Consider the following 7,672-nt stretch of genomic DNA (forward strand, 5'->3'; position numbering starts at 1 on the left):
AAGAAGAACGATCAAAACTTGAGGAAGAAGAACGAAAAATTAATGAGAGAAGAGACAGACTTCATCAAAATTATCTAAAGCGTAAAGCAAATGGAAAACAACAGGAGTATGAGGAAAGGTATAAGGAAAGGAGAGAACAGAAAAAACAGGAGAAGTTAAAGGTTTTGAAAAGGGCAGGTATACTGATGAAGGATTATAAAAACAAGGAATCATTTAAAGAGAGCGTGTAAAAATTACACGCTCTAAATTTATGTTTTATAATATTGGGATAAATTTCTTTAGTTAAGCATACTTCTATATTTACTTGGTGTGATACCATAAGTTGATTTGAATATTTTAGCAAAATGTCCTGTGTGTGTATAGCCAACTTTTTCTGCTATCGTAGATATTTTATACTCAGGATTTTTCAGCAATAATAATGCCTTATTAAGCCTTAGTTCTTTTAAGTACTCGTAGGGAGGAACACCGTAGTATTTGCGAAAAGCTAATTGAAATCGTGCAGGACTCATTAAAGCAATTTTAGAGAGTTCAAGTCCGTCAATATGAACCGATAAATCTTTTTTCATAGCTGATACAGCCCTTTTCAGATTTTGCTTATCTTTTTTAGTTAAGACAACGGATATATTTTTTTCCTTTTCTTCTAACTCTGTAATTATGATAGATAATAGTTCCATAACTTTGCTTTCCAAATATAAAGGCAAAATCTTTCCTTCAGCTTGGGATTCTCTTATCTGTTGAAATATAAAATTCAACTGCGGAGAATTTTGAGTTTTTAACAAATAAGAATTAAGAATCTTTGCTTTTTCATATTCAAAATCATCATATTTTAATTTTAAGAAAGTATCAAAGTATTCTTTGGTTAGGATTATTTTCGTAAACTTTACAGGCTTATTTGCCTCACAATAGGTATAAGTTTTCTTTTCTGTATTTAAGTAACAATATATACCTTTTTCTACATTATTTAACTTTCTGCCACCGACTTTAAATAAACTGCTTTCTGTTTCAAATTGGCTAATCTCTAAATACTTTTCAGATACTTCGGTTATTTTCTCCATTGTTTCATTTGGAGTAAAGTTAGCAATTAAAATTAGAATTAAACGGCTGTCAAATTTTAGTATGCGAAAAGTACCTTTGCCAAAATGGGGATCTATTTTAAAGATTTGTTTGTTTTCAGTTGATAAAGTTGGAACAGGAATAAAAGGAGCGTCATGTACTAAGTTTGTTAAATAATCAATAACTGTTCTATCCATCAATTCTACTCACCTCTTTTAATATCACAAATTTATTTTATTATATCACAAATTTATAAAAATGTAAATAGAAATACTGATAAAAAGCTTATAAATAAAGGGATTACAAGGAATATCAAAATTCATAGTTAGATTTTGAGTTATAAAAAATTAGCTTTATAATGAATGTAGTTAGTTAGATACGGCTAACAATTATGAAAGGAGATGGAATAACTAATGGAAAAAAAGAAGACAGGAATATCTTATGTGTTTCAATTAGCAAAAGATGAGAGAAAAAAGCTACATTTAGGAATGTTTTTATCTGTCATTTCTGCGACTTTATCATTAGTTCCTTATTTTGTAGTTTACAAGATATTACTAATGATATTTCAGAAAAATATTTTGTATACAGAAATTTTAATGTGGGCAGGTATAGGAATTATAAGTGCTGTTTTGCAAGCAATACTAATGTCCTTTGCGGGCATTTTATCTCATACAGCAGCTTTTAACACAATACACAGAATTAAGCTGAAAGTTGTAAATCATATTTCAAAATTTAATTTGGGATTCTTCCAAGAGCATGCCCCCGGAGAAATTAAAACATTGTTGTTTGATGATGTAGATAGAGTTGAAAATTTTTTGGCTCATAGCACTTTGGAATTAGCTCAGGCAGCAGTTGTTCCGGTTATTATGTTCATTTTCATGTTGAAATTAAATTGGATGATGGCACTTGTTATGCTTATTCCTATGATTTTGGGATTAGGAATTCCTATGATGCTAATGAAAAATTATCCGGATATGTCAACGGAGCTATCCGAAGATATTGCTGATTTAAATGCTTCGGCAAACGAATTTATAAAGGCTATGCCTGTAATAAAAATGTATCATTTAACAGCAGAAAAATTTGAACAATATAGAAGCTCATTGAATGCGTATATTACTTGTTGGAAAAAGATGTGTATGAGCTCTTGCTATCCTTTATCAATAACTTTAGTGGTTTTGGATTCAGCAATCTTATTTACATTGCCGTTCGGAGGATATTTCTTTTTGAGAAATTCTTTATCAGCAACATCCTATTTGCTATTTATTATGCTTACAATGTGCTTTTTTGTTTCGTTCTTAAATATGGTAACAATCTTTATGCAATCTATGGAGCTTGGAAGCGGATTGGATAACATAAAAAAAATAATGGATATGGATGAATTGAAAGACGGAACAAAAATCATAAACAAGAATGAGTGTATGAAAATAGATTTTAAAGACGTTACTTTCAGTTATGACGATGAAGAAACAAAAAATAAAGCATTACAACATATAAATTTATCCTTAAAACCGAATACAATAAATGCTTTTGTGGGACCTTCCGGTGCAGGCAAGACAACTGCTGCACAATTGATTGGGAGGTACTGGGATGTAACAAGTGGAGCAATTAAAATTAACGACATACCGATCAATGAATTAAAAATAGATAATTTGATGGACATTACATCATTTGTTTTTCAAGATGTATTTCTTTTGGAGGACACTCTCTATGAGAATATTCGTATGGGAACAGATGCAGATGAAAATAAGATTATTGAGGCTGCAAAAGCAGCACAAATTCATGACTTTATTATGAGTTTACCGAATGGATATCAGACAAGAATCGGGGATCAAGGGGTGAAATTGTCAGGTGGACAGCAACAAAGAATCTCAATCGCTAGGGCAATACTCAAAGATTCTCCAATTATTATTTTTGATGAAGCAACTTCCTATTCAGATATAGAAAATGAGTACCAGATACAGTTAGCACTTCAAAACTTGTTGAAAAATAAAACAATCATTATGATTGCTCATCGTTTGCATACTATTAAGAATGCAGATCAAATTGTTGTATTTGATGAAGGGGAAGTCGTAGAGGTCGGAACACATAAAACTCTTTTAGAAAGAAAAGGGGTCTATGAAAGTATGTGGAACACATACACAAAAGATTACTTTGGAGAGGGGGTAAGTGCAAATGCTTAAGATTATTAGAACACTTCTGAAAGATAAAAAAGAAAAATTGTATTTACCGATTTTTCTAATGGTTATTGATTCGATAGGAAGCATTGTTTTGTATTTAATGCTCTATTTTACCGTTGTTAATATATTGCAAAATACATTAACTAAAACCTTAATCATAGAATATACGGTAATATGTTTCATCAGTATGATTGCAAGGATACTGATTTATAGGCATGCATACTATTTGAGCTTTTCAAGAGGAGCTGAAATGTGTGGAGATATGCGTTTGGATTTAGCAAATCATTATAGGAGTTTGAGCCTTGGTCATTTCCAAAAAAATAGTAGTGGTTATCTATTATCAACTCTTACAAAGGATTTGAGTAGTTTTGAACTGATCATAACGCACACTTTACCATCGGTTATTAAAACGGCAGTTACAGCAATATTGATTTTATTAGGCACATTTTTTATCGATTGGAAGCTCGCATTATTAGAGTGTTTAGTATTGCTTATCGCATATCCTATGTTGATATGGGGCAACAAATTGATAGAAAAATACGGGGCAAGAAAAAGAAATTTAAATTCTAAGATGATTTCTATTATTTTAGAGTACATTCAAGGTATGAAAGCGTTTAAGTCAGCTAATATGACAAGTGAACATTTTGAAAGAATGATAAATACACTTGAAAATGTTAGAAAGACAAGCGTAAACGCAGAAAAGAAAATGGCGTTACCTACAAGTATGTACTTTATCACAGTTAACTTTTTGCTTCCGATAGTTCTTCTTATAGGAGGATATTTGCTTATAGATGGTAGTGTTAAAACTGAACAGTTTGTAGCTTTTATGCTTATGAGTTTAGCATTATCTGCACTTCTTATTGCCTTTCAACATTCCTATGGACTATTGAAAGATTTGAAATTAGCTGCAAGTAATCTTGAGAAAGCTTATGAAACGAAGCCATTGCCTTATTCTGAAAATGAAGTTGAATTAGAAAATTTTGATATTCAATTTAAGAATGTAAATTTTTCTTATGATAGAAATAAAACGATTCTGAACAATATTTCGTTTGAAGCAAAAGAAGGAACTTCTACAGCTTTAATTGGTCCTTCCGGTGGAGGAAAAACTACAATCGCTAATTTGATTGCAAGATTTTGGGATGTAAATAGTGGAGAAATTATAATTGGTGGAAAAAATATAAAATCCATAAAACCTGATGTGTTGCTTAAATATGTTAGTCAGGTTTTTCAAGATAATGTACTGTTAACCGATACTGTTTATAACAATATCAGGGTTGGAAAACCTAATGCAACAAAGGAAGAAGTTTATCAAGCTGCAAAATTAGCTTGTTGCCATGAATTTATTTTGAAAATGAAGGATGGATATGAAACGGAAATAAAAGATGGAGGAAGTACATTATCCGGCGGTGAACGACAAAGGATTGCTATTGCAAGAGCGATTCTGAAGGATGCACCAATTCTTTTGTTGGATGAATCTACAGCTTCTCTTGATCCTGATAATGAAGCTAAAATCAATAATGCTTTGGAGCATTTAATGCAAGGAAAGACAGTTTTTGTTATTGCCCACAGATTGAATACCATTAAAAACGCTAATCAAATTATTTTGATAAATAACGGAAGAATTGAAGAACAAGGAAATCATAATGAACTCTATGGAAAAAAAGGACATTACTATGAAATGGTAAATACACAGGAAAGAGCGAAAAAGTGGATAATAAAGGAGAATAGTTATGGAGAGGCTTAGTACTTTGAAAGAAAAGACAAAAGGTAAAGTTGTTGAAATTATTGGTGATACACATTTTCAAAGCAGAATAATATCTATCGGAATAACTGTCGGAAGCGATGTTGAAGTTATCCAGAATTATAAAAAGCAACCTATTCTCATTTATTGTAGAGATACGATGATAGCTGTCAATAAGATAGAGGCAGAGAAAATAATGATGGAGGTACTTTGAGATATGAAGAAAATAACGATTGCTTTGCTGGGGCAGCCTAATTCTGGAAAATCGACTTTGTTTAATGGGTTGACAGGCTCAAATCAACATGTTGGAAATTGGCCGGGTAAAACCGTTGAGAAAAAAGAAGGCGAATTTTCGTATAAAGATACCAATTATACGATTGTGGATTTACCAGGAACTTACGGATTATCAGCAAATTCAGAGGAAGAAGTTATAACAAGAGAATATATAGAAACCGGGAACGCAGACCTAATTGCTATTATGGCAGATGCTTCACAATTAAATCGAAGTCTATTTATGCTCTCTGACTACATTGGAATAAATATTCCTGTTGTCTTAATCATGAACATGATGGATGTTGCTACAAGTCAAGGGAAAAATATAAATATAAAGGGGTTACAAAAATCCTTGAATATACCTGTCATTCCTATCGTTGCGGCAGATAAAAAGGAATACAAAGAGTTTTATGCTTTTCTGGAGCATTCAGATAGAGGAAAAATTTTATCTGACGAAAATTTAGAAAGGGCATATGAAAATATTGTTGGAGATAACTATAAACTATTAAAAAAACATATCCCTGATAAAGGTATAGGTGTATTTTCAAAGTCGTGGATTATCGGAAAATTATTAGATCAGGATGCAAAAGTAATTGCGTTAGTAAAAGATAATGTTGAAAAAGTCGAATTTGAAGAAATAGAGAACGTATTAAAAAGCATAAAAAATGGCAATTTAATAACCGGTAATTGTAAATTTGAATGGATAGATAAACTTATCAATGAAAATGTTATTCAGAAAAAGAGAGTATTTAAGAGAAGCAAATTTGATCGTATAGCCACAAGTAAAGCTTTCGGAAAACCTATGGCTATCGGAGTTATCATTTTAGGATTAGTTGCTTCTATGCTCATCGGATTTCCGCTAATGGGGTTATTTGGGTTTGTTATACCTAAAATATCAACATTGTTGGCAAAGGGGCTTGTCGCCATTGGAGTATCAAATTGGCTGATTTCACTTTTGTGTGGAGCCGTAATGACTGCAATTACTTTTGCATTGCAAATGGCAAGTTATGTATTGGGAATTAGCTTAGTATTTGGATTCTTGGAAGATGTAGGATATATGGCAAGAGTTTCCTATGTCTTTGACAACACTATGTCGAAATTAGGATTGCAAGGAAAAGCAATTATGCCGTTCTTGTTAAGTTTCGGCTGTAATATAGGTGGAATCACAGGAACGAGAGTAATTGATTCATGGGGACAGAGGGTTATGACGATTGCATTATCTTGGGTAGTCCCTTGCGGGTCGACATGGGGAGTAGTCGGGCTTGTTACAGGAACATTCTTCGGAAAACAGGCAGTATTTGTGATATTAAGCCTATTTGCAGTTGCTTTTCTACATTTACTAATCACATATAGGATTTTCAGAAAATCGCTTTATGAGGGAAGTGAACATTTTGGAATGATTATGGAACTTCCACCATATCACAAGCCACATTGGAAAAATTTACTTTCTTCTGTAATGAATAGGATGGGAAATGTACTGAAAAGGGCATTGAGTATCATTATCCTTATTTCTGTTATATTTTGGATTCTTGCCTATACGCCTGATGGAAATATAGCTAACAGCCTTATTTATAAAGTAGGAACATTTATAGAGCCTGTAACAAAATTGTTTGGGTTACCATGGCAATTATTTATGGCTTTTGTTGCTTCTGCAATGGGAAAAGAATCGGCATTAGGAGTAATGGCATCATTATTTACTTCTTCAGGAATATGGCATGCAGTTGAGGTTAAAGGGACAGTAGATACCGCTATTCTAAGCAATAATATGTTGACAATGATTTCAAAGCCGGAAGCCTTAGCATTTACTTTTGCCTTTTTCTTCAATATGCCTTGTTTGATGGCTCTTGCAGCTACCGCACAAGAAACACATTCAAAAAAATGGACGATAAAAATAGCACTGTATTATATATTATCGGCTCTAATTATATCTTGTGTTGCATATCATATTGGACAACTGATTTTTTAAGGTGTGATAAGTATGCTTATACAACTATTAGAAGTATTGAAAAAGAAAAAGACTTGCACTTTGCAAGAACTTGCTGAACTGACAGGTGAGGATTTAGATAGTGTAAAAATGAAAATTGAATATCTCGAAAATAATGGATATTTGGTAAAAACTAAAAGGTCTGCAACAAGTAAATGCCAAAGTCAATGTTCGGGATGCTCGAATTGTGTTGTTAATCAAGATGATATTTGGATTGTAAAAGAGTAGTTTGGTTAAGTACAGAATCAAAGAATGGAGGTTAAAATGTAGCTAAGCAATGGAGGGATAAATAATGAAAACACTAAATTTTGTTATTCACATAAGATATATTTATCATTTTTTATGCTTGGAATTGCTTACACGTAGCAATAACACTTTACCAGAAACAACAAAATAGAAAATCATATAAAATATTAGTTTTTAAGCCGAGAGGACTTTTTACGT

The 7,672-nt window shown here is 32.1% G+C and carries 6 protein-coding genes and 1 pseudogene; 6 read left to right on the forward strand and 1 reads right to left on the reverse strand.

The window, feature by feature from the left end:
• Positions 1-230, forward strand: a pseudogene (locus HMPREF2782_RS02725) (recombinase TnpX); the annotation flags it as partial.
• Between the two features lie 48 nt (positions 231-278).
• Here the strand turns inward: HMPREF2782_RS02725 and HMPREF2782_RS02730 are convergent.
• Positions 279-1,250, reverse strand: a complete 972-nt coding sequence (locus HMPREF2782_RS02730) for a helix-turn-helix transcriptional regulator (RefSeq protein ID WP_070640698.1) — start codon at positions 1,248-1,250, stop codon at positions 279-281.
• A gap of 216 nt (positions 1,251-1,466) precedes the next feature.
• On the opposite strand from HMPREF2782_RS02730, the gene HMPREF2782_RS02735 reads away from it, so the two are divergent.
• The 5 genes from HMPREF2782_RS02735 to HMPREF2782_RS02755 are packed head-to-tail and all read left to right on the forward strand — an operon-like array spanning position 1,467 to position 7,456.
• Positions 1,467-3,233, forward strand: a complete 1,767-nt coding sequence (locus HMPREF2782_RS02735; RefSeq protein ID WP_034545152.1) for an ABC transporter ATP-binding protein — start codon at positions 1,467-1,469, stop codon at positions 3,231-3,233.
• Positions 3,226-4,974, forward strand: coding sequence for an ABC transporter ATP-binding protein (locus HMPREF2782_RS02740; RefSeq protein ID WP_070640701.1), 1,749 nt, complete (start codon positions 3,226-3,228; stop codon positions 4,972-4,974). The genes HMPREF2782_RS02735 and HMPREF2782_RS02740 overlap by 8 nt, the downstream gene beginning before the upstream one ends.
• Positions 4,961-5,185: a FeoA family protein gene (locus HMPREF2782_RS02745; protein ID WP_002416391.1), complete on the forward strand. Its 225-nt coding sequence runs from the start codon at positions 4,961-4,963 to the stop codon at positions 5,183-5,185. The genes HMPREF2782_RS02740 and HMPREF2782_RS02745 overlap by 14 nt, the downstream gene beginning before the upstream one ends.
• Positions 5,186-5,188: 3 nt before the next feature.
• Positions 5,189-7,210, forward strand: a complete 2,022-nt coding sequence (gene feoB, locus HMPREF2782_RS02750) for a ferrous iron transport protein B (RefSeq protein WP_070640703.1) — start codon at positions 5,189-5,191, stop codon at positions 7,208-7,210.
• Positions 7,211-7,222: 12 nt separating this feature from the next.
• On the forward strand, positions 7,223-7,456 hold the full coding sequence (locus HMPREF2782_RS02755; protein ID WP_002416388.1) for a hypothetical protein: 234 nt from the start codon (positions 7,223-7,225) through the stop codon (positions 7,454-7,456).
• Positions 7,457-7,672 lie beyond the last annotated feature (216 nt).

The sequence above is a fragment of the Anaerococcus sp. HMSC068A02 genome (genome assembly GCF_001811125.1).
Taxonomy (GTDB): Bacteria; Bacillota; Clostridia; order Tissierellales; family Peptoniphilaceae; genus Anaerococcus; species Anaerococcus vaginalis_C.